Origin of the sequence: Micromonospora sp. NPDC000442 (assembly GCF_042898635.1) — a bacterium.
Lineage (GTDB): Bacteria > Actinomycetota > Actinomycetes > Mycobacteriales > Micromonosporaceae > Micromonospora.
In genome coordinates this window covers 130,220-151,604 of sequence record NZ_JBIAYZ010000002.1, presented here as the reverse complement: position 1 = coordinate 151,604, position 21,385 = coordinate 130,220, and the positions used below count along the sequence as shown (strand labels likewise).

At 71.1% G+C, this 21,385-nt stretch carries 20 protein-coding genes; 5 read left to right on the top strand and 15 right to left on the bottom strand.

What is annotated here, in order from left to right:
* Window positions 1-80: 80 nt before the first annotated feature.
* The 6 genes from ACFY2A_RS03380 to ACFY2A_RS03355 all read right to left on the bottom strand — a co-directional run bounded on the left by ACFY2A_RS03380 (window position 81) and on the right by ACFY2A_RS03355 (window position 6,479).
* Window positions 81-761, bottom strand: a complete 681-nt coding sequence (locus ACFY2A_RS03380; RefSeq protein ID WP_387167839.1) for a response regulator — start codon at window positions 759-761, stop codon at window positions 81-83.
* A complete protein-coding gene (locus tag ACFY2A_RS03375) occupies window positions 758-1,972 on the bottom strand; it encodes a sensor histidine kinase (RefSeq protein WP_387168540.1) in 1,215 nt (404 codons plus the stop codon). The genes ACFY2A_RS03380 and ACFY2A_RS03375 overlap by 4 nt, the downstream gene beginning before the upstream one ends.
* Before the next feature lie 605 nt (window positions 1,973-2,577).
* Window positions 2,578-4,518, bottom strand: a complete 1,941-nt coding sequence (locus ACFY2A_RS03370; RefSeq protein ID WP_387167836.1) for a M48 family metallopeptidase — start codon at window positions 4,516-4,518, stop codon at window positions 2,578-2,580.
* Window positions 4,519-4,528: 10 nt separating this feature from the next.
* Window positions 4,529-5,125, bottom strand: a complete 597-nt coding sequence (locus tag ACFY2A_RS03365; protein ID WP_363918823.1) for a LemA family protein — start codon at window positions 5,123-5,125, stop codon at window positions 4,529-4,531.
* A 71-nt stretch (window positions 5,126-5,196) separates the two neighbouring features.
* Entirely contained in the window at window positions 5,197-6,141 is a 945-nt protein-coding gene (locus ACFY2A_RS03360; protein WP_363918821.1) for a permease prefix domain 1-containing protein, read from the bottom strand.
* Window positions 6,138-6,479: a PadR family transcriptional regulator gene (locus tag ACFY2A_RS03355; protein ID WP_387167831.1), complete on the bottom strand. Its 342-nt coding sequence runs from the start codon at window positions 6,477-6,479 to the stop codon at window positions 6,138-6,140. The genes ACFY2A_RS03360 and ACFY2A_RS03355 overlap by 4 nt, the downstream gene beginning before the upstream one ends.
* 248 nt (window positions 6,480-6,727) lie before the next feature.
* On the opposite strand from ACFY2A_RS03355, the gene dnaE reads away from it, so the two are divergent.
* Together dnaE and ACFY2A_RS03345 are read left to right on the top strand one after the other, a co-directional pair.
* Window positions 6,728-10,261 (top strand): DNA polymerase III subunit alpha, encoded by a 3,534-nt coding sequence (dnaE, locus tag ACFY2A_RS03350; RefSeq protein WP_387167828.1) that lies wholly within the window; start codon window positions 6,728-6,730, stop codon window positions 10,259-10,261.
* Between the two features lie 217 nt (window positions 10,262-10,478).
* On the top strand, window positions 10,479-11,516 hold the full coding sequence (locus tag ACFY2A_RS03345) for an aminotransferase class V-fold PLP-dependent enzyme (protein ID WP_387167826.1): 1,038 nt from the start codon (window positions 10,479-10,481) through the stop codon (window positions 11,514-11,516).
* 183 nt (window positions 11,517-11,699) lie between these two features.
* On the opposite strand, the gene ACFY2A_RS03340 is transcribed toward ACFY2A_RS03345, so the two are convergent.
* The 9 genes from ACFY2A_RS03340 to ACFY2A_RS03300 all read right to left on the bottom strand — a co-directional run bounded on the left by ACFY2A_RS03340 (window position 11,700) and on the right by ACFY2A_RS03300 (window position 18,763).
* The gene (locus ACFY2A_RS03340) at window positions 11,700-12,557 is read right to left on the bottom strand and encodes an SPFH domain-containing protein (protein WP_387167823.1); all 858 of its coding nucleotides are present in this window, start codon (window positions 12,555-12,557) and stop codon (window positions 11,700-11,702) included.
* 112 nt (window positions 12,558-12,669) lie between these two features.
* Window positions 12,670-13,368, bottom strand: a complete 699-nt coding sequence (locus ACFY2A_RS03335; protein ID WP_387167820.1) for a DUF3618 domain-containing protein — start codon at window positions 13,366-13,368, stop codon at window positions 12,670-12,672.
* A 16-nt stretch (window positions 13,369-13,384) separates the two neighbouring features.
* On the bottom strand, window positions 13,385-13,786 hold the full coding sequence (locus tag ACFY2A_RS03330) for a phage holin family protein (protein ID WP_387167817.1): 402 nt from the start codon (window positions 13,784-13,786) through the stop codon (window positions 13,385-13,387).
* Window positions 13,783-14,481: a hypothetical protein gene (locus ACFY2A_RS03325; RefSeq protein WP_387167814.1), complete on the bottom strand. Its 699-nt coding sequence runs from the start codon at window positions 14,479-14,481 to the stop codon at window positions 13,783-13,785. The genes ACFY2A_RS03330 and ACFY2A_RS03325 overlap by 4 nt, the downstream gene beginning before the upstream one ends.
* Window positions 14,482-14,644: 163 nt before the next feature.
* Window positions 14,645-15,097: a DUF3618 domain-containing protein gene (locus ACFY2A_RS03320; protein WP_387167811.1), complete on the bottom strand. Its 453-nt coding sequence runs from the start codon at window positions 15,095-15,097 to the stop codon at window positions 14,645-14,647.
* Entirely contained in the window at window positions 15,094-15,525 is a 432-nt protein-coding gene (locus tag ACFY2A_RS03315) for a phage holin family protein (RefSeq protein ID WP_387167808.1), read from the bottom strand. Before ACFY2A_RS03315 ends, ACFY2A_RS03320 begins: the two co-directional genes overlap by 4 nt.
* A gap of 86 nt (window positions 15,526-15,611) precedes the next feature.
* Window positions 15,612-15,848 (bottom strand): hypothetical protein, encoded by a 237-nt coding sequence (locus ACFY2A_RS03310; protein WP_387167805.1) that lies wholly within the window; start codon window positions 15,846-15,848, stop codon window positions 15,612-15,614.
* A gap of 195 nt (window positions 15,849-16,043) precedes the next feature.
* Window positions 16,044-17,963, bottom strand: a complete 1,920-nt coding sequence (locus ACFY2A_RS03305; RefSeq protein ID WP_363918807.1) for a helix-turn-helix domain-containing protein — start codon at window positions 17,961-17,963, stop codon at window positions 16,044-16,046.
* Window positions 17,964-17,980: 17 nt separating this feature from the next.
* Window positions 17,981-18,763, bottom strand: coding sequence for a 3-hydroxybutyrate dehydrogenase (locus tag ACFY2A_RS03300; RefSeq protein ID WP_387167802.1), 783 nt, complete (start codon window positions 18,761-18,763; stop codon window positions 17,981-17,983).
* Between the two features lie 315 nt (window positions 18,764-19,078).
* Here ACFY2A_RS03300 and ruvC point away from each other — a divergent pair, with 315 nt between their 5' ends.
* From ruvC to ruvB, 3 genes are read left to right on the top strand one after another with little or no spacing between them, the layout of a single operon-like run.
* On the top strand, window positions 19,079-19,606 hold the full coding sequence (ruvC, locus tag ACFY2A_RS03295; RefSeq protein ID WP_363918803.1) for a crossover junction endodeoxyribonuclease RuvC: 528 nt from the start codon (window positions 19,079-19,081) through the stop codon (window positions 19,604-19,606).
* Entirely contained in the window at window positions 19,603-20,205 is a 603-nt protein-coding gene (gene ruvA, locus ACFY2A_RS03290; RefSeq protein ID WP_387167799.1) for a Holliday junction branch migration protein RuvA, read from the top strand. Before ruvC ends, ruvA begins: the two co-directional genes overlap by 4 nt.
* Window positions 20,202-21,266, top strand: coding sequence for a Holliday junction branch migration DNA helicase RuvB (gene ruvB / locus ACFY2A_RS03285; protein WP_387167796.1), 1,065 nt, complete (start codon window positions 20,202-20,204; stop codon window positions 21,264-21,266). The genes ruvA and ruvB overlap by 4 nt, the downstream gene beginning before the upstream one ends.
* Window positions 21,267-21,385: the final 119 nt, after the last annotated feature.

Sequence of the window (21,385 nt, the reverse complement as noted above, 5' to 3'; positions counted from 1 at the left end):
GCGTAACGCTAGGTCGTCCAGGACCGGCTGCCGTCCGCCCGCCGACGGAGATCATGACTCCCTCTCGCGGCGGAGGTCGCTCACCCGCCGGGCCGCACCACCCCGTGTTCGTACGCGAAGACCACCGCCTGCACCCGGTCGCGCAGCCCCAGCTTGGCGAGCACCCGGCTGACGTGTGACTTCACCGTCGCCTCGCCCAGGTGAAGGCTGGCGGCGATCTCGGCGTTGCTGGCGCCCCCGGCGACGAGCACCAGGACCTCCCGTTCCCGGGGTGTCAGGCTGCCCAGCGCCGCCTCCGATGTCACGTCACCTCCGGGTTCACTGCCCGGGCGGGCGAAGGTGGCGATCACCCGCCGGGTGAGTTCCGGCGCGAGCAGGCCGTCGCCCCGGGCCACCACCCGGATCGCGTCGACAAGCGCCTCCGGCGTGCCGTTCTTGAGCAGGAAGCCGCTCGCTCCGGCGCGCAGCGCGGCGAACAGGTAGTCGTCGCGGTCGAACGTGGTAAGCATCAGCACGGCCGGCCCGCCCGGCTCGTCATCGCCGGCGCTGATCCGCCGGGTGGCTTCGAGCCCGTCCACCCCGGGCATCTCCACGTCCATCAGCACCACGTCCGGGCGCAGCGCCCGGGTCATGCCGACGGCCCGCTCCCCGTCGGCGGCCTCGCCGACCACCTCGATGTCGTCCTCGATCTCCAGGATGACCCGGAAGCCGGTACGCACCAGGTGGTGGTCGTCGGCGAGGAGCACTCGGATCGGGTTCATGCCGGACTCCCCGCCGGTAGCGGGAAGCGGACCCGCACCCGCCAGCCACCGCCGCTACGCGGACCCACCTCCAGTTCGCCGCCGTGGGTCGCGACCCGTTCCCGCATCCCGATCAGTCCCAGCCCGTCGGCGTTCGCCGTGCGGCTGGCCCGGCCGTCGTCGCTCACCTCGACCTCCATCTCCTGCGCCAGATAACGGATCCGAACGTCGAGCAGGCTCGCCCCGGTGGCGTGCTTCAACACGTTCGTCACGGCCTCCTGCACCACCCGGTACGCGGCCTGGGAGACCGACTCCGGCAGCGGCTGCGGATCGCCGTACACCCCCAGGGTGGCGCGTAGCCCGGCCTCGCGCGCCCGGTCCACCAGGGCGGCTATCCGGTCGACCCCGGCCGGCTGCCGGGCGTTTTCCGAGTCACCGTCGCGGGCCCGCAGCACGCCGAGCATCCGACGTAACTCGTCGACCGCTTGACGGGCGGTCTCCTCGATGGAGGCCAACGCGGTGCGGGCCTTCGCCGGATCCTTGTCGAAGACCCGGCGACAGGCCGCCGCCTGCACCCCCATCACCGACACGTGGTGGGCGACCACGTCGTGCAGCTCACGGGCGATCCTGACCCGCTCGCCGACCACCGCGTGCTCGCGTACCTCGGCCTGTGACCGGCGCAGCCGTTCCGCCTGCTCGGCCACCTGGTGCTGACGACGGGCCGCCACCCAGGCGGTCTCGCCGAAGAAGTACGCGAACCCGAAGTACAGCGCGTTGACCAGGATGCCAGTGACGATCGCGGCGAGTACCGGCGGCACCGGGCCGACCGCGTCGGCGAATGACTCCGCGCTGAGCGTGCGGTAGTTGATCGACAAGGCGATCCCCATCCAGGTGAACATCGCAACGATCACGCCGATCCGCAGTCGGCGGGACAACCGACGGTCCCGGCCCCAGGCGCCCAGCGTGTAGATGGCGATGAACAGCGCCCAGGAGGAAAGCTGCCACTCCGGGACGGCGCGCACTTGCGAACCGATGAACGCGGCCGACACGGCCAGCGTGGCAGCGACGGGGAAGCGACGTCGCCAGATCAACGGCAGCGGCACCGCGACGGTCCAGAAGAGCTGTTCGACACCGGATGGTGGTGGTCCCAGCATGAACGCCCCGGTGCTACGGGCCAACGTCAGGCTGAGCAGGGCAAGGGCCGTCGCGGCCAGCCCGGCGTACAGGTCCAGCCGTCGTTGTTCCGGCGTCGGCCCCGGCCGTCGCCACTCGTCACTGGTCTCGGCCCGTCGCCATTCGTCGGTGGTGGTCTCGGTGGGCTGCCGCCACTCGTCGACGGTCTCGGTGGTCACCCTGGGCAGCATGCCATCCCCTCGCAGCCCGCCCGTTGCGTCGGCTGAGATCCGGCCGTCCGTCCGCTCACCGGCCCTCACGGACAGTGCCGCCCGACCGCCCCCCACCAATACCCCTGCGCTCCCTTTGCTCTGCTTCAACCGACGCAATACTCACGGAAAGTAGCGGAGGGTGCGGCATGTGTGGCCGGAGGCTGACGCAGCATGCCAGGTCAAGCGCCAGTGCGTGGGTTGAAGCAGAGCAAAGCGTGCGTAGTGGGGTAGAGGTAGGTCCCGTTGTCGTGACGGACGGCAACTGTAACTCTCTGTGTTTGGTCTTACTGGGCCTGCACCTGGCAGAGCACCGCCGCGTCGGGCTGCCCGCGTCGCGTCGGGCTGCACGGGGCGGGGCGGGGGCCGGGCCTGCCGGGACTGGAGACGGTTGGGCGGGTACGGCGATCCGGTCCGGACGGCCGGGGTGCGCCGAGGGCGGTCGAGGGAGGCGATCAGCCGGTGACGTGGCCGGCCATGGGGGGCAGCGGACAGTGCAGCAGACCGCAGATCGTCCGCAACAACTCGATCTCGGGCACCGTCATCATCCCGTCGTGGCTGATCACCGCAACGGTGGCCGCCACCAGCCGCTCCTTGTCGGCCGGGCGTAACCCGTCGAGCACCGGCCAGGCGGTCTCCAGGGCGAGCACGCCGTTCTCCGGTGGTGTGTACGGCAGGTCGGTGCCGGGCAGCAGCGCGGCGACGCCGGCCTGGAAGGCCCGTTCCGCCTCGGGTCGATCGGGGTGGCCTACCTGGGCGAGGATGGCCAGCAGGGCGGCTGCCGCGGAGCGCGCGTCGGTGAGTTTGCGCCGGTCGGTACGCCACCGCGAGTCCGGCCGCAGCGACTCCTCCAACTCGGCGAGCAGCAACCGGGACAGGCAGTACTCGGTCACGTTGATCGCGCCGTCGGCCTGGATCAACGTGAACACGGCCGCCAGCAGTGACTCCACCTCGGCGCCGGGTCGATCGCGTAGCGCCGGGAAGGCCAGCTCGGCCAGCGGCAACCGCAGGTCGGCGGGAAGCTCGACCAGCTCGTCCGCCGCGTGCAGCGCGCCGTCGGCCAGCTGCTGGCCGTGTCGCTGCGCCACTGCGGCGTACTGGTGCTGCCGGATCTCCGGCTCGGCGCTGAGCAGCAGGCCGAGCAGCAGCGGCACGGCCGCCTCCCGATCACGGGCCCGGTCGAGCAGCGGATCCGGGATCCGGTCGAGGATCGCTGCGGCGTGGGTGTAGGCGGTCGCGGTGGGGGCGGCGACCCGGGCCAGCACCTCGTCCGGTGCGACGCGTACCCGCTCGCCGCGTACCGGTGGCCCAGGCTGCGCCGGCGTCGTCCGCCCCGGCGCCAGGCCCATGGCGATGTCCTCCTGGCGGCCCGACGGCGGTGCCGCCGCCCACTGCCGCGACAACTGTTGCAGTTCGGCCGGGTTGAACGACGGTTCCAACGCCTTGATCCGGTCGGCCAGCGGGGGATGGGTGGCGAACCAGGACGTCCGGGCCGCCTCGCCGAAGAGCATGTGCCCCACCTCGTCGCGCTTCGGCGACTTCAGCTCGGAACCGTCGCTGAGGCCCCCGATCTTCTTCAGCGCTCCGGCGATGCCCCCGGTCTGGCGGGTGTACTGCACCGCCGAGGCGTCGGCCAGGTACTCCCGCTGCCGGGAGACCGACGCCTGGATGAGCCGCCCGGCGAGGACGCCGACGTAGCCGGCCACCAGCAGGGCCAGGCCCACAAGCGCCAGCGGAGCGGCGCTGCCGCCGCTGTTGTTGCCGCGCGACCTGCCGCCGCCGATGACCCCGGCGCGGGCCAGCCCGCGGCCGATCACGGTCAGGAAGAGGATGCCGAACAGCAGGCCCATCAGCCGGATGTTGAGCCGCATGTCGCCGTTGACGACGTGACTGAACTCGTGGGCGATCACCCCCTGGAGTTCGTCGCGGTTGAGTCGCTGCAACGCGCCCCGGGTGACGGCGACGGCAGCGTCGGACGGTGTCCACCCGGCGGCGAAGGCGTTGATCGCCGTCTCCTCCGGCAGCACGTAGACCTCGGGGACGGGTACGCCGGAGGCCAGCGCCATCTCCTCGACGACGTTGCGCAGCCGGCGCAGCTCCGGATCGGTGGTGTTTGCCGGCACCGGCACCCCGCCCAACTCCCGGGCCACCTTCCCGCCGCCGCCGCGCAACGCGAGCGTACGGACCAGGGCGGCCAGCCCGATCGCGGCGAGGGTGCCGATGGTGACCATGGCGATGAACCCGGCGAGCTGGGCAGGATCGGCGGTGGTGGCGTTGAAGGCGAACAGCGCCGCGAGGTTCACCACCACCACGATCCCGACCACGGCCAGCACGAACAGCAGCACCAGCCGGGTCGACAGCCGGCGCACCTGGCGCTGTCGTTCGAAGAAGTTCATCGCGGCCCGATCAGAACGAGACCTGCGGCGCCTGGCGCTGCTGCGGGTCGTCCGGCTGGAACAGCTCCGCCGGGCCGAACGAGAACATCCCCGCCACCACGCTGGAGGGGAACACCTCGCGCTTGTTGTTGTAGGCCATCACCGCGTCGTTGTACGCCTGCCGGGCGAAGGCGACCCGGTTCTCCGTCGAGGTCAGCTCCTCCGACAGCTGCATCATGTTCTGGTTGGCCTTGAGATCCGGGTACGCCTCGGAGAGCGCGAACAGCCGACCCAGGGTGGCGGTGAGTGCGTTCTCCGCGCCGCTGAGCTGCTGCATGGCGGCCGGGTCACCGGGGGCCGCCGCGGCGGTGGCCTGCGCGTTGACGGCGGCGTTGCGGGCGTTGATCACCGCCTCCAGCGTCTCCCGCTCGTGCTTGAGATAGCCCTTGGCGGTCTCGACCAGGTTGGGGATCAGGTCGTGCCGCCGGACGAGCTGCACGTCGATCTGGGCGAAAGCGTTGCGGTACGCGTTGCGGGCCCGGACCAGCCCGTTGTAGATCGAGACGCCGAAGCCGACCACCGCCACGACGATCAACACCAGGCACACCAGTCCGATGATCAGTTCCACGGCCGCTCCCTCGGTGTCTGTCGGCACTTCCGCTGATCATCGTACGTGCGTCGGTCCAGGCCCGCTCCTGCTCAGTGCGCGGATCGACGCGCCTTGACCGCGCTGTCGACGATGTCCCAGAGGGTGATGGCGACGATCACCACGACGCTGATCCGGGTGACCGTGCCGAGTCCGCCGTCGTTCAGCCAGGCGAAACGAGCGACGAACTCCGGGTTGAGCAGCCGGTCGTCGAGCAGCAGCCAGATCGCCGGAACCGCGAACGCCAGGCTCAGTACGGCGTTGACGGCGACCAGCGGCCAGGTCCACCGGCGGGCGCGGTACTTGGCGATCTCAAACGCGATGCTGGCGAGCAGGACGACGAGCAGCAGCGGCAGCCAGAACGTCCACAGCGCCGGATCGAGAACCGGCAGGCGCTCGCCGTCGGGCCCCATCACCGACTGGAAGTGCTGCCACGGCAGGAAGGCGGCGAACAGGCCCAGGAACACGATCGAGGCACACACGTCGGTGAGCGTGACGTCCCGCTCGGCGGGGTGCTCGGGTAGCTGGTCGACGCTCCATTCGGGCAGGTTCAGCGGGGTGCCGAGGCGTTCCATCACCGCGAAGACCAGGGTCACCCAGAAGGCGATCTGCACGGCGACGTTGAACGCCCCGGCGATGCCCTCGCCGATCGCGCCCGCCGCATTGTCGGCGACGGTGGCCTGGAGTACGCCCATCAGCACCCCGACGATGGCGGGAATGGTGCTGAGCAGCACGATCAGCAGCCGCTGCCAGGCCAGGTAGTACTCGGGGCCGATGAGTTGCAGCCGACGGTCGGTGTATCGGGCGGCCAGCTGCGCCGGATTGCCCAGCTCGGTGAGGACGGCGCGCTCGGCGGTGGCGGCGTCGACCCCGTCGGCGGTCCGACCGTCGATCATGTCGGCGATGGAGGCGCGCAGTTCCGTGGCGATCTCCTCGCGCCGCCGGGTCGGCACCGAGCGCAGGGTGGCGGCCAGGTAGCGGTCGGTCAGGGAGGTCATCGGGGTGCTCCTTCGATCAGGGTGGTGAGGGAGGTCTGTACGGCGGCGAGGTCATCGAGCAGCCGCCGTAGCACCTGCTCGCCGGACTCGCTTGTGCGGTAGAACTTGCGCGGTCGGCTCTCCTCGGTGTTCCACTCGCTGGTCAGGAGCCCCTGCTCCTCCAGCCGCCGCAGTAGGGGATAGAGGGTGTTCGCGTCGACGGGGAAGCCGTGCCCGGTGAGTCGTTGCAGTAGCGCGTAGCCGTAGCCGGGTCGGCGCAGCGCGACCAGACTGGCCACCACCACCGTGCCCCGACGTAGCTCCTGTAGATGGGTCCGTAGGACGTCATCACTGACCATGCGTCGCACCATACTGTGTGACACACACTGTTGTCCATCGCGCAACGATGTCGCCGGACCAACATCGTGTCAGCCAGGGCTTTTGGGTCCGGCAACGCGGCGTCCGGTCATCCGGGCGCCCCGCGTCGTCCGTCCAGGCGTGCTGTGCGGGTCGTCGAGCACCTGGCGCGGCGCGCTTCAGCGGCCGGCGACGGCGGGGTTAGGGTTAGCGCCGACCGACTCGATCAGCTGACCCGGGGGGCCTCCGCATGGGCGATTCGTTCGCGCATCTGCACGTGCACACGGAGTACTCGATGCTTGACGGGGCAGCCCGGCTCAAGGATCTGTTCGCCGAGGTCAAGCGGCAGGGAATGCCGGCGGTGGCGATGACCGACCACGGCAACATGCACGGCGCGAACGACTTCTACAAGCAGGCGATGGCCGCCGGGGTGACCCCGATCCTGGGCATCGAGGCGTACGTGGCGCCGGAGTCGCGGTTCCACAAGCAGCGGGTGCGGTGGGGCCGGCCGGAGCAGAAGAGCGACGACGTCTCAGGTAGCGGTGGCTACACCCACAAGACGATCTGGGCGCGCAACAAGACCGGTCTGCACAACCTGTTCGCGCTGACCTCGCGCTCCTACACCGAGGGCTACTTCGTCAAGTGGCCTCGGATGGACACCGAGCTGCTGGCCGAGTACGCCGACGGACTGATGGCCACCACCGGCTGCCCGTCCGGCGAGGTGCAGACCCGGCTGCGGCTCGGCCACGACGCGCAGGCCCTCGAAGCCGCCGCGAAGTACCAGGAGATCTTCGGCAAGGAGAACTACTTCCTGGAGCTGATGGACCACGGCTTGGACATCGAGAAGCGGGTCCGCGACGGGTTGCTGGAGATCGGCCGCAAGCTCAACATCCCGCCGGTGGTCACCAACGACTCGCACTACACCCACGAGGCGCAGTCCGAGGCGCACGACGTGCTGCTCTGCGTGCAGACCGGAAGCAACGTCGCCGACCCGAACCGGTTCAAGTTCGGCGGCAGCGGCTACTACATCAAGTCGGCCGACGAGATGCGCGGCGTGGACAACTCCGACCCCTGGCTGGAGGGTTGCCGCAACACGCTGCTGGTGGCCGAGCGGGTCGACCCGACCGGGATGTTCGAGTTCCACAACCTGATGCCGCGCTTCCCGGTGCCCGAGGGGGAGACCGAGGAGTCCTGGTTCCGTAAGGAGACCTTCGCCGGCCTGGCCCGCCGGTATCCGGAGGGCATCCCCGAGGGGCACATCGTACAGGCCGAGTACGAGTTGGGCGTCATCATCCAGATGGGCTTCCCGTCGTACTTCCTCGTGGTGGCCGACTTCATCCAGTGGGCCAAGGCACAGGGCATCGCCGTCGGTCCCGGCCGTGGCTCCGCGGCCGGTTCCCTGGTCGCGTACGCCCTGGGCATCACCGACCTGGACCCGATCCCGCACGGGCTGATCTTCGAGCGGTTCCTCAACCCCGAGCGGGTCTCCATGCCGGATGTCGACATCGACTTCGACGAGCGTCGGCGCGGTGAGGTGATCAAGTACGTCACCGACAAGTGGGGTGAGGACAAGGTCGCCCAGATCGCCACCTTCGGCACCATCAAGGCGAAGGCCGCGATCAAGGACTCGGCCCGGGTGCTCGGCTACCCGTACGCGGTCGGCGACCGGATCACCAAGGCGATGCCACCGGCGGTGATGGGCAAGGACATCCCGCTCACCGGCATCTTCGACCCGAAGCACCCGCGTTACGCCGAGGCCGGCGAGATCCGCGGCCTGTACGAGTCCGACCCCGACGTCCGCAAGGTGATCGACACCGCCAAGGGCATCGAGGGGCTGATCCGGCAGACCGGGGTGCACGCCGCCGGGGTCATCATGTCCGCCGAGCCGATCATCGAGCACATCCCGCTGATGCGCCGGGACGCCGACGGGGCGATCATCACCCAGTTCGACTACCCGACGTGTGAGTCGCTCGGGTTGTTGAAGATGGACTTCCTCGGCCTGCGCAACCTGACCATCATCGACGACGCGCTGAAGAACATCGAGCTGAACCACGGACTCAAGGTCGACCTGCTCAAGCTGCCGCTTGACGACAAACCGACGTACGAGCTGCTGGCCCGGGGTGACACCCTCGGCGTGTTCCAGCTCGACGGCGGGCCGATGCGGTCGCTGCTGCGGCTGATGAAGCCGGACAACTTCGAGGACATCTCCGCCGTCCTGGCGCTCTACCGGCCCGGCCCGATGGGCGCCAACTCGCACACCAACTACGCGCTGCGCAAGAACGGGCTCCAGGAGATCACCCCGATCCACCCGGAGCTGGCCGAGCCGCTGGAGGAGATCCTCGGCCCGACCCACGGCCTGATCGTCTACCAGGAGCAGGTGCAGCGTGCCGCCCAGGTGCTCGCCGGGTACAGCCTCGGCAAGGCCGACCTGCTGCGCCGGGCGATGGGCAAGAAGAAGAAGGAGGTCCTCGACAAGGAGTTCATCCCGTTCCGCGACGGGATGAAGAGCAACGGCTACTCCGACGAGGCCATCAAGACCCTGTGGGACATCCTCGTTCCGTTCGCCGACTACGCCTTCAACAAGGCGCACACCGCCGGCTACGGGCTGGTGTCGTACTGGACCGGCTACCTGAAGGCCAACTACCCGGCCGAGTACATGGCGGCGCTGCTGACCTCCGTCGGTGACGACAAGGACAAGATGGCCATGTACCTGTCGGAGTGCCGGCGGATGGGCATCCAGGTGCTGCCACCGGACGTGAACACCTCGGCCGGCCCGTTCACCCCGGTCGGCCGGGAGATCCGTTTCGGCCTCGGCGCGATCCGCAACGTCGGCGCGAACGTGGTCGCCGCGATCATGCGCTGCCGCGAGGAGAAGGGCGAGTACGCCGACTTCTACGACTTCCTGTCCAAAGTGGACGCGGTGGTCTGCAACAAGAAGACCATCGAATCCTTGATCAAGGCGGGGGCGTTCGACTCGCTGAAGCATCCCCGCAAGGGCCTGCTCGCCGTGCACGCCGACGCCATCGACGCGTACGCCGACGTCAAGCGCAAGGAGGCCGTCGGGCAGTACGACCTGTTCGGTGCCGGCTTCGGCGACGACGAGGTGGCGACGAACACCACGGTCATGCCGACCATCGCCGAGGGGGAGTGGGACAAGCGCGACAAGCTCGCGTTCGAGCGCGAGATGCTCGGCCTGTACGTCTCCGACCATCCCCTGTTCGGCCTGGAACACATCCTAGGCGCGGCGGCCGACACCACCATCGCGGCACTGTCGGAGGAGGGCACCGTGCCCGACGGCGCGGTGGTCACCCTCGCCGGCATCCTCTCCGGCGTGCAGCGACGGGTCACCAAGCAGGGACGGGCATGGGCCTCGGCCACCCTGGAGGACCTGGCCGGTGGCGTGGAGACGCTGTTCTTCCCGAACACCTACGAGGTGATCGGGCAGTACATCGCCGAGGACGCGATCGTGGTGGTCAAGGGCCGGGTCGACCGGCGCGACGACACCCCGCGCATCATGGCGATGGACATGTCCCTGCCGGACATCAGCACCAGCACCGCGAACAAGCCGGTCACCCTCACCATCCCGGTGACCCGCTGCACCCCGCCGCTGGTGGAGCGGCTCAAGGAGACGCTGGTGCTGCACCCCGGCGACGCCGAGGTGCACGTCAAGCTCCTCAACGGCACCCGTACCACCACCCTGCGCCTGAGCCCGGTCCGAGTGGCCGCCACCACCGCCCTCATGGCCGACCTGAAAAGCGTCCTAGGCCCCGCCAACGTCACCTAACACCCACCCCCACCCCGCTGCGCTCGCCCCCACCCCACTCCGCGCGCGCCGATCTTGCAGTTTTCGTCGCTGGAATGCGCCGATTAGACCCTTTTGGGGAGACAACAACTGCAAGATCGCCGAGAGCGGGGCGGGTGGGGTGGGGTGGGGTGGGGGTGGGGCCACGGGGGTGGGATTGGCGCTTAGGGGTGGGGGGCGAGGCCACTAGCGTCGGGGTGTGGAACTGGAGCAGGCGCAGAAGCTGTGGCAACCGCAGCCGGGCTGGCTGAACACCGCCAGCTACGGGTTGCCGCCCGACCCGGCCTGGGACGCGTTGCAGGACGCGCTGGCCGCGTGGCGGGTGGGGCAGGGGGCGTGGGAGGACTGGGGCACGTCCACCGACCGGTCTCGGACGGCGTTCGCCCAACTGGTCGCGGTACCGGTCGCTGACATCGCGGTCGGCGCCACCGTTTCCCAGTTGCTGGCGCCGGTCGCCGCCGCGCTACCCACCGGCGCCCGGGTGCTGGCACCCGAGGTCGAGTTCACCTCCAACCTGTTTCCCTGGCTGGTCCAGGCCGAACGGGGCGTCGAGGTGCGCACCGTCCCGCTGGACGAGCTGGCCGCCTCCATCGACGCTGACACCGACCTGGTGGCGTTCAGCCTGGTGCAGTCCGCCGACGGCACGATCGCCGCGTACGACGAGATCGTCGCGGCGGCCCGGGCCCACGGTGCGCTCGTCGCGGTGGACGCCACTCAGGCGTGTGGCTGGCTGCCGTTCGACGCGGCCCGCGCGGACGTCGTGGTGGCCGGCGGATACAAGTGGCTGATGGCTCCCCGGGGCACCGCGTTCGCCTACCTGGCTCCTGGGCTGCGGGACCGGCTGCGACCCGACGCCGCCGGCTGGTACGCGGGTCGCGATCCGCACGCCTCCTACTACGGGCCGCCGCTGCGGCTGGCCGACGACGCCCGCCGGTTCGACCTCTCACCGGCCTGGTTCAGCTGGGTGGGTGCCGTTCCCGCGCTGGAACTGCTGCTGGAGATCGGCGTCGAGCAGGTGCGGGCGTACGACGTGGCGCTGGCCAACCGGTTCCTCACCGGTCTGGGGCAGCCACCCGGGCACAGCGCGATCGTCACCGTCGAGGTGCCCGGCGCGCAGGAGAAGCTGGCCCGGGCCGGGGTACGCGCGGCGGTGCGGGCCGGTCGGGTCCGGGCCTCGTTCCACCTCTACTCCACCACCGAGGACGTCGACCTGGCCCTCGACGCGCTCACCTCCTGACCGCGCCGTCCACGCCGCACCGGGACGGCTCGCCGGTGTGCGGCCGGCGCTCGCCGCCCGCCCTCATCACCTGACCGGTGAGGGCGGGCGGCACTGTCCGCCGGGCGTCTCTCGGCCCGGGCCGGCCGGCCTCCCGCCACCCCGGACGGTGTCCGGAAGAGGTGCGGGACGCGTCCGCCCGGCTCACTTGCCGGTGATGATGCCCGGGTTGATGCACAGGCCCGGCGAGCTGCCGTGCTTGTCCGCGATCTCCAGGCAGCGGGTCACCTTGTCCACCGTCGCGTTGGTCTCGGTGACCTGCTTCTGGATCTCGGCGTTGAGGCGGTCCTGTTCGAGGTTGCGGGTCTGCGCGAGCTTGTCCTGGAACGCCTTGATGTTGCCCTCGGTCTTGTCGTCGTGGTTGACCCGGGTGATGGTGACCGACAGGATCTCGACGTCGTCGGTCAGCCGCCCCTCGGCGTTGGACTTGATGCTCGCCGAGAAGGGCTTGAGGTCGACGTTGAGGTTGCCGGTCTTCGAGTCGATGCGCTCCAACGGGTTGTAGGTGGCGAAGGCATCGTTGACCGCGCTGTCGAGCTGGACGCCGACCCGCTGCCCCCGGAAGCTCTCGAAGTCCCCCTTGTAGTCCATGAACTGCTGCGGGGCGTTCTCGGGCCGGACCTGCCACTCGACCAGCACCTCCACGCACGCGTCCGCGAGGGTTCCGGTACGCACCCGCACGCACTGGTCGCTGCCGATGTGGTCGTACTTCTGCCGCCCGGCGTCCCACTCGCCGACCCGTTGCCACGGGGTGACCCATTTCAGGCCGGAGCCGGTGACCTCACCGGTCGGCTTGCCGAAGCTGGTGACGATGCCGACCGAGCGGATCGGTACCGAGTGGGCGCTCGACGCGACGGTGAGGATCGCCGTACCGGCCAGGGCGCCGACCGCCGTCAGCACGCCGATCTGCCGCACCTGGCGTTGCGAGCTGAACAGGACGACGGCGACAGCGATGATCGCGATGACGGCGGCGACGATCGCCAGGATGAAGCCGAAGGGCATGTGCTCGACACCTTTCCACCAGAGGTGTGGATCAAGGTAACCGAGCGTGGCAAGCCGCCCCGGGTCGGTCGACCCGGGGCGGACGAGGTGTCGAGGGCCCGCGGCGCGGGTCCTACAACCGTTGGGACGCCTGCCGCGCGTCGTCGCGTACGTGCTGAGCCTGCTCGGTGCCCGCGTCGCGCACCGAGGCGGCACCCTGCGAGGCCGTGGACTTGACCGCCTGCGACGCTTCCTGCACGGGTTCGCGCAGGTTGTCCTGGACCTGGTGCATCATGTCGCCGGCCTTCTGCTTCACCTGGTCCGCGTGCTCCATGGCCTCGTGTTTGGCGCGTTCGGCGAGCTGCTGTTCCCTCCCGCTGGGCGGCAGGAGGGCGGAGACGAGCATGCCCACCCCGAAGGCGATCACCCCGGCGGCCAGCGGGTTGCCCTCTGCCCGTTCCTTCGATGCGTGGGTGAGCGACTGCGCGCGGTGCCCGGCCGTCGAAACGGCCTCCGAGGTCTGGTGTGCCGCGTTCGACACGGCGCCCCTGGTCTGCTGTGCCGCGTGTGCCACGGCTCCGGCGCCCTGGTGCGCTCGGTCGGACACCTGGTGGCCGACGTCGTACGCCTGATGCACGGTGGCGTCACGGGTGTGTCTCGCGGTCCCCATCACCCGGTCGACGATGCGGCTGAGCCGGCCCCGGGCGCGCGTCACCGGCACGCTGGCGATCCGGCGCGGGTTCACCTTGTGGGTCAGCGCGTCAACGTCGTTGCTCAGCTCGGCTCGGGTGTGCTCGATGTCGTGGCGGATCTGTTCCGGATCGCTGGACATGATGGCTCCCTTCGGCTCAGCGGCCCCTCACCGCGTCGGGTATCTCCTGCGCCGTCTGCCTGGTGCGCGGAAGGGGTTTTATGGTGCGCAGCTGCTTGCGGGCCCGGGAAGCGAGCACGGCGCCGATGACGGCCCAGATCACGGCGACGAGAAGCGCGGCCCACCCCTGGTCCATCACGTTGGACAGGCCCCACCAGAGGGCATGCGACACGAAGATCAGGGTGAGCAGCCCGGCGACCGCGGCTGCGGCGAACATTCCCGCCACGCTCCCGATGCTGCTTGCCTCCTGGCGCAGCTCGGCCTTGGCCAGGTCGACTTCCTTCCGCAACAACGTGGAGAAGTTGCGGGTGGCGTCGGTCAGCAGTTCGCCGATGGATGCCTGCGTCCGGTCGGCGCCACCGCCCGCGGGCGTAGTCACGGCCCCACCTCGTGGCCCGTGGGGCCGTGGCGCACGGGCGTGGTCGGACCGACCGGCGGCGTCTGCGGCGGGTGCGGCATCGGCGGCCGAGACGGCGGATACGGTGTCGGCGGCATCGGTGGCCCCTGCGGCACGGTGCGTCCCGTTGGACGGTGCCCCTGGTCGGTGGTGTCCTGCTCGCCATGGTCCTCCTTGCCTCCGGTGAGGGCTCGGCCGAGCCGTCCGGCGAGCAAACCGGCGATCGCCGCGCCGGCGAGGAACGTGCCGGGATGCCGGCGGGCGTAGTCGCGCACCTCCCGCACCAGATCGCCGGGTTCCCGTTCGTCCAGCCAGCCGGCCGCCTGCCGGGCCGCGTCGGCGCCGCGCCGGGCGACCTCGGTCGCCATGCTGCTCTGGTCACCGGAGTCGGCCATGGACCCGAGTTGCTCCCCGAGCGTGCGGAGGCTCTCCGCTGCCCGGTTCTGCTGTTCCTGAGCCTGTGTACGTGCCTGCGAGGAAACCTCGCTGACCAGGTTGCGTGCCTGGTGACGGGTTTCCGCAGCCACCTGCCTGCCCTGGTTGACGGTTTCCTGGGCAAGCTGCCCACCGGCCTGTGCCGTCTCCCGGCCGACCTGCGTGGCCTCCTGCCGGACCTTGCCGACCCCGTCACCGCCCGACCTGTCAGGCGGGGAGCCGCTTCTCCCAACCGTTGTCATCCGATCTCCCCTCTTCGGGCCCGCCAGCGACGAGCACGTCGGCGCTTACCCGGACGATCCCGATGTACTCGTCGACCTGCGGCCTGCCCACCTGGGCAAAAAGGCGCACTCGGCGGTAGGGGCACGACGAACGGAGTTCGGGCGTGGCGCCGTCAGGGAACGATCACCTCGTTCGGCGGCGCCGGTAGACGGCGAGACCGAGCGCTGCTGCGGCGGCACCGGCGGCTAGGATCGGCACGGGTCTGGCACGGACCGAGGCGCCGATGCGGGCGGTGGCGTTGTCGGCCGACGTTTGAATTGCCGTCCGCTGACTGGACACCGTCGAGCTGGCCGCGTCGGTCGCGCGGCGAACCGTCCGGATCAGGGCGGTGGTCTGCTCGGACGCTTTCCGGCTCATCTCGCGGGTCATCCACGCCACGGTGCTCCTTGCCGTCGGTCCGGCCTCGGTGGCCTGCTGCCGGAGCCCGTCGGCGACCCCGCCGGCCTTCGTGCGGAGGCGACCCTTGACGTCGGACTTGGCGGACAGTGCGGCGACCGTGTCCCCGAGTTGCTCACGCGTCTGCTGGATGTCCCGGCGAACCTGCTCCGGATCGCCGTTACCGTTCGCCACGCTCATGATCGCCTCCGGTTCGCCGCGTTGCGGATGGTCTCGGCGTCGGCACGCACGCTGTCCCTGGCGGCGTTCGGGGTGGCCGGCATGGCCCCGCTTATCTGCTTCTTGCCGCTTCGGGCCGCGATCGCGGCGGCGATGAGCAGGATGATCCCCACGATGAGTGCGGCGAGTGCGTCCGGCATGAACGCACCCAGCACCAGCACGGCGGCGGCGACGAGTGCGCCGCCGGCGTAGAGACTCAGCATGGCGCCGCCGCCGAGCATCCCGGCACCGGAACCGGCCCGTCTGCCCTTCGCCGCCATCTCTGCGCGGGCGAGTGTCAACTCGTCGCGCACCAGTCGGGTGATCTGTTCGGCGGCTCGCTGCACCAACTCAGCGACCGGCTTGTCAGGGGAGGCGGAGCCCGGGCCGCCACTCGTTCCGTCGGCCATGAGAGCCCCTATCCGTTCCCGGTCGGCCGCAGGGTCCAGGCCGACACCGCTGACCTGACCAGCGACGAGATTGTGCGATCCATGGCTCAGCCCTGCTTGACCGCTACCGGCGCGCCGGCCGGGGCCGGTGGGGGATTGTCGAGGCGCCCGTCGAGAGCGGCAGGGCTGATGTCGCCGTCGAAACCCGTGGTGTCGCCCGCCGAGCCCACAGCACGCCGGCCGCGACGCCGCAGCGTCAGGGTGCCCGCCGCACCCGCCAGCGTGCCCACCGCGAAGGCCAGGACGAGGGCCTGACGGGTGTGTGACGTCTTCCTGCGTGCCATGATCACCACTCCCTTGGGTCGAGTATCCCTCTGGTCCTGATTGTCCATTCTGCGTCGTTGGTCCGCGCGGCTAATCGGCGCACGTGCATGCTGGTGGAGGGGACTGTGCACCCTGAGAAGATCACCGACGGTGTCCCCGGTCGGCACGCGCGCCGCTGGCCCTTGCCACCGGCGGCCTCACCCGTCGCGGGCGGCTCAACCAGCGGGAGTACGCAGCCGGTGCAGACGCAGGGCCAACTGCACCTCCAGCGCCCGATCCGGGCGCTGCCAGTCGGCACCGAGCAACTGCCCGACCCGCTCCAGGCGCTGCGTCACCGTGTTGACGTGCACATGCAGCTGCTCGGCGGCCCGGGCCAGGCTGCCACCCACCCCGAAGTACGCCTCCAGGGTCCGCACCAACGCGGTGCCCCGCCGGGCGTCGTATTCGATCACCGGCCCGATGGTCGCGGTGAGGAACCGGCTCACGTCGGCGTCGCCGCCGTCGTCGACGGCACCCAGCAGCAGCCCGACGAAACCCAGCTCGGCGCTGCTCGCCCCCTGCCCGGCCCGGCCCAGCGCGCCGAGCGCGGTCAGGCAACGGTCCGCCTCCCGGAACGCGGCGGCCAGCGACGCCGGTCCCGTCGACGGGCCGCTCGCGCCCGCGGTCACCGGCCGACCGGTGATCCGGGACAGGTCGCGGGCCACCGCCCGGGCACTGCCACCAGCATCCCGACCGGGCAGCATCAGCGCCACCCGACCGTCCCGCGCCGCGGCCAGCCCGCCCCGCGTCGAGGCGTACGTGGTGGCCCAGGAGAGCACCCGCTGCCGGGCGGAACCGGTCGCCGCGATGGCGTCGTCGCCGACGGCCACCAGCACGTGCGGCGCGTCCAGGTCCACGCCCAACCGACGCGCCCGGCTGCGTAGCGCGTCGGTGTCGCGCAGCGGCCGGGCGATCAGATCGTCGAGCAACTCGCCCCGGACCCGTCCCTCCGCCTCGGCGACGGTACGCCGGAACAGCAGCAGCAGGGCGGTCACCAGCGCCGCCCGTTCCAGGATCCGCTGGTCGGCGTCGGCCGGCTCGCCCTCCGGACGCAGCACCAGCACGCCCAGGTTCTCCGCGCCGGCCACCACGGCGGCGTACCACAACCTGCCTCGGCGTACGCTGCGTCCCTCGGTCCGCGACGCCGCGACCGCCTCCACGATCTCCGCCCGGTCCGGCTCGTCGATCTCACCGACCTGGGCCAGCCGCCGTCCCTCGGCGTCCAGCGCCAGCAGCGCGCCACCGAGCACGTCGGTGACGGCTGAGGCCACGTCCTCCACCCCGCCGCCGCGCAACACCAGCGCGGTCATCCGGTCGTGCGCCGCCGCGGCCCGCTCCACGGAACTGCTGTGCGCACGGATCGTGGTGTTCGCCGAGGACAGTTCCTCCAAAGCCGAGCGGGTCTCGGCCAGCAGCCGCGCGGTGTCGATCGCCACCGCGGCGTGGGCCGCCAGTGAGAGCAGCAGCGCCACCTCCTCGCGGGCGAACGGCCGGGCCGAGCGGTTGGCCGCGTAGAGCACGCCGATGCTTGTCGAGCCGAGTCGCAGTGGCACCCCGAGGATGGCCACCAGCCCTTCCTCACCCACCCCGGCGTCGATCTCGCGGGTGTGGTGGAACCGCTCGTCCTCCGGGTAGTTCGCGGTGACGTACGGGGCGCCGGACTGGGCCACCAGTCCGCCGAGCCCGGCACCCATGGGCAGCCGCAGCCGCTGGAACCGGGCGGAGACCGAACCGTCGGTCACCCGCATGTAGGTGTCACCGCGCTCGGCGTCGTCGAGCGTCATGTAGGCGACGTCCGCACCGAGCAGGTGCCGGGCCCGGTGCACGATCGCACGCAGCACCTCGTCCAGGTCGCGCAGCCCCGCCAGGTCGCTGACCGTGTCGTACAGGCCGGACAGTTCGCTCTCCCGACGGCGGCGGCGCTCCAGCAGTGCCCGTACCCGCAGCGCCACCGTCTTTGCCTGCTCCAGCTCGGCGAGGCGCTCGGCGGGCAGCCCGGCCGAGCGGGCGGCGACCAGCGGTCCCTCGAACTCGACCGCGGCTGCCTCCCGGGCGAGCAGCTCCAGGAACTCCACCGGCGACGACATGACCGACATTCTGCGGGTGGCCGGCGTCAGTTCGCCGTCCAACCCCCGTCGAGCGCGATCGAGGCACCGGTGAGGAACCCCGCCGCCGGTGAGCAGAGGTACGCCAGCAACTCCGCCACCTCCTCGGGCTCGATCAGTCGCTTGACCGCCGCCCGGGCCAACATGATCTTCTCGATCACCTCGGACTCGGGGATGCCGTGGGCGGTCGCCTGGTCGGCGATCTGGCTCTCCACCAGCGCGGTGCGCACGTACGCCGGGTTGATGCAGTTGGCCGTCACCCCGTGCGCCGCACCCTCCAGCGCCACCACCTTCGACAGCCCCTCCAGGGCGTGCTTCGCCGAAACGTAGGCCGCCTTGTACGGCGAGGCGCGCAGCCCGTGCACCGAGGAGATGTTCACGATCCGCCCCCAACCGCGGGCGTACATGTGCGGCAGCGCCCGCCGGATCAGCAGGAACGGTGCCTCCACCATCACCCGCTGGATGTACTCGAACCGCTCGACGGGAAAATCCTGGAGCGGTGCGACGTGTTGCAGCCCGGCGTTGTTGACCACGATGTCGACGTCGGCGTCGAGCGCGTCCACCGCCGCCGGGTCGGCGAGATCCACCCCCTCGGCCCGGCCGCCGGCCTCGGCGGCCACCAGCTTGGCCGCCTCGACGTTGCGGTCCACCACCACGACCGTGGCGCCGGCCGCGGCCAGCCGCAGCGCGCAGGCCCGGCCGATGCCGCCGCCCCCGCCCGTCACGAGGGCGGTACGACCGGCCAGGTCGACGTTCACGACGTGGGGGACCGCCACGGGTTCTGCCGTCATGGCGCAAGAAGTTACGAGCTGTGTGGTCGGGGGCACATGGGATGGTGGCACATACTCCCGCCCCACTGTGTGGCCGTCCGCTACATCCCGGCCGCACCCGCCACGGCGGGCGCGGCCCCGCGGCACAGCGTGGCCGCCCCGACCGCGACGGCCGCGACGGGCGTGTCCCGCGGCGCGCGTTGGCGGGCGTGTCCCGCGGCGCGGTGGTGGGCGTGTCCCGCGGCGCGGTGGTGGGCGTGTCCCGCGGCGCGCCGTGCCGGCGGCATCGGTAGGGTGTCGAACACACGTACTGGCTGGCGGCTGGAGGGAGGCGGCGTGCGGGTGCTCGGCGTCGACCCGGGGCTGACCCGGTGCGGCGTCGGCGTGGTCGAGGGAGTACCCGGTCGGCCGTGCACGCTGATCGCCTACTACGTCGTCTACACCGACCCGGCCGACGAGCTGCCCACTCGCCTGCTGCACCTGGACCGCTCGCTTACCGAGCTGGTCGCCGAGCATCGACCGGACAGCGTGGCCGTGGAGCGGGTGTTCAGCCAGCACAACATGCGTACGGTGATGGGCACCGCCCAGGCCAGCGGGATCGCGGTGCTGGCCGGCGCGCGCGCCGGGCTGCCGGTGCAGACGTACACCCCGAGCGAGGTGAAGGCGGCGGTGACCGGTTCCGGCCAGGCGGACAAGGCCCAGATGACCGCGATGGTCACCCGGCTGCTTCGGTTGCCCGAGCCGCCCCGGCCGGCGGACGCCGCGGACGCCCTCGCGCTGGCCATCTGCCATGTGTGGCGCGGCGGCACCCGGTCGAAACTGGCCGCCGCGGCGGACCGGGTCAGACGAGGAGGAGCGAGATGATCGCCAGCGTGCGTGGCGTGGTTGCCGCCACCGGACCGGACCACGCGGTGATCGAGGTCGGCGGGGTGGGCCTGGCCGTGCAGTGTGCCCCCGGCACGCTCGCCGACCTGCGGGTCGGCCAGCCGGCCCGGCTGGCCACCAGCCTCGTCGTCCGGGAGGACTCGCTCACCCTCTACGGTTTCGCCGACGACGACGCCAAGGCGCTGTTCGAGCTGTTGCAGACCGCCAGCGGGGTCGGCCCGCGGCTGGCCCAGGCGGTGCTCGCGGTGCACACCCCCGACGCGGTACGCAAGGCCATCGCCAACGCCGACACGGCGGCGCTTACCCGGGTGCCGGGCATCGGCAAGAAGGGCGCCGAACGGCTGGTGCTGGAGCTGCGCGACCGCATCGGCCCGGTGCCGGTGGCCGCCGACGGCGCGGCCGGGGTGACCGGCGGCAGCTGGCCGGATCAGGTCCGCCAGGCGTTGATCGGGCTCGGCTGGACGGCCGGCCAGGCCGACCAGGCGGTCGCCGCCGTCGCCGAGACCGTCGACGGCCCCACCCCGCCGGTGCCGGTGCTGTTGAAGCAGGCCATCCGGCTGCTGGGCCGGGCCCGATGAGCAACGAGAACCTGGTCTCGGCGTACGTCAGCGACGCGGAGCTGGACGCGGAGGTCAGCGTCCGACCGAAGCGGCTGGACGAGTTCATCGCCCAGCACCGCGTCCGGGACCAGCTCGACCTGCTGCTCCAGGGCGCGATGCGGCGCGGCTCCCCACCCGACCACATTCTCCTGTCAGGGCCACCTGGCTTGGGTAAGACGACCCTGGCCAACATCGTCGCCGCCGAGCTGGGTGCCGGGATCCGGGTGACAAGTGGGCCGGCGATCGAACGCTCCGGGGATCTGGCGGCGATCCTGACCAGCCTGGCCGAGGGGGACGTGCTCTTCATCGACGAGATCCACCGGATCGCCAGGCCGGCGGAGGAACTGCTCTACAGCGCGATGGAGGACTTCCGGGTCGACGTGGTGGTCGGCAAGGGGCCGGGCGCCACCGCCATCCCGCTCGACGTGGAGCCGTTCACGCTTGTCGGCGCGACGACCCGGTCGGGTCTGCTCACCGGCCCGATGCGGGACCGGTTCGGCTTCGTGGCTCACCTGGACTTCTACGCACCGGCCGATCTGGAGACGCTGCTGCACCGCTCGGCGCGCATCCTCGGGGTGCCGATCACCGACGACGGTGCGGCGGAGATCGCCGGCCGGTCCCGGGGTACGCCCCGGATCGCCAACCGGCTGCTGCGCCGGGTGCGGGACTACGCCGAGGTACGCGCCGACGGTGTGGTCACCGTCGAGACCGCCCGGGCCGCGCTGACCGTGTACGACGTGGACGCTCTCGGGTTGGACCGGCTCGACCGGGCGGTGCTGACCGCGCTCGTGGATTCGTTCCGGGGTGGCCCGGTCGGCCTGTCGACCCTGGCCGTGGCGGTGGGGGAGCAGCCGGACACCGTCGAGGAGGTCTGCGAGCCGTTCCTGGTGCGGGCCGGGCTGCTGGCGCGTACCCCCCGGGGCCGGGTGGCCACCGAGGCCGCCTGGCACCATCTGGGCCGTACGCCGCCGAATGGTACATTTGCGGCAGAAGCTCCTCCCGCGCCCGATCTGTTCACGCTGGACGTCGGCGAGCCGTGATCTGTTCGTGATCTCTGCCGCATTCGGCGTTCCCAGACAGAGCGACTAGACTCGCCGCGGTCTGTACAGGACGTGAAAATCCGCCTCCGTTCCGGCGCCGACGCGCCGGTCCGGCGGCC